Source organism: Streptococcus oralis, assembly GCF_001578945.1.
GTDB lineage: Bacteria > Bacillota > Bacilli > Lactobacillales > Streptococcaceae > Streptococcus > Streptococcus oralis_Q.
In genome coordinates this window covers 1-243 of sequence record NZ_KQ969671.1, presented here as the reverse complement: position 1 = coordinate 243, position 243 = coordinate 1, and the positions used below count along the sequence as shown (strand labels likewise).

Sequence of the window (243 nt, the reverse complement as noted above, 5' to 3'; positions counted from 1 at the left end):
GGTTGGGGAACGGTAACAGAAGTTCGTAAGGACTTGGGTGTCTTTGTCGATACCGGTCTACCTGATAAGGAAATCGTTGTGTCACTCGATATCCTCCCTGAGCTCAAGGAACTATGGCCTAAGAAAGGTGATAAACTTTACATCCGTCTTGAAGTGGACAAGAAAGACCGAATCTGGGGACTCTTGGCTTATCAAGAAGACTTCCAACGTCTGGCGCGTCCTGCTTACAACAACATGCAGAAC

At 47.3% G+C, this 243-nt stretch carries 1 pseudogene; it reads left to right on the top strand.

Features of this window, described 5'->3' with window-relative positions:
* A pseudogene (gene cvfB / locus SORDD16_RS10305) lies at nt 1–243 on the top strand (RNA-binding virulence regulatory protein CvfB); the annotation flags it as partial.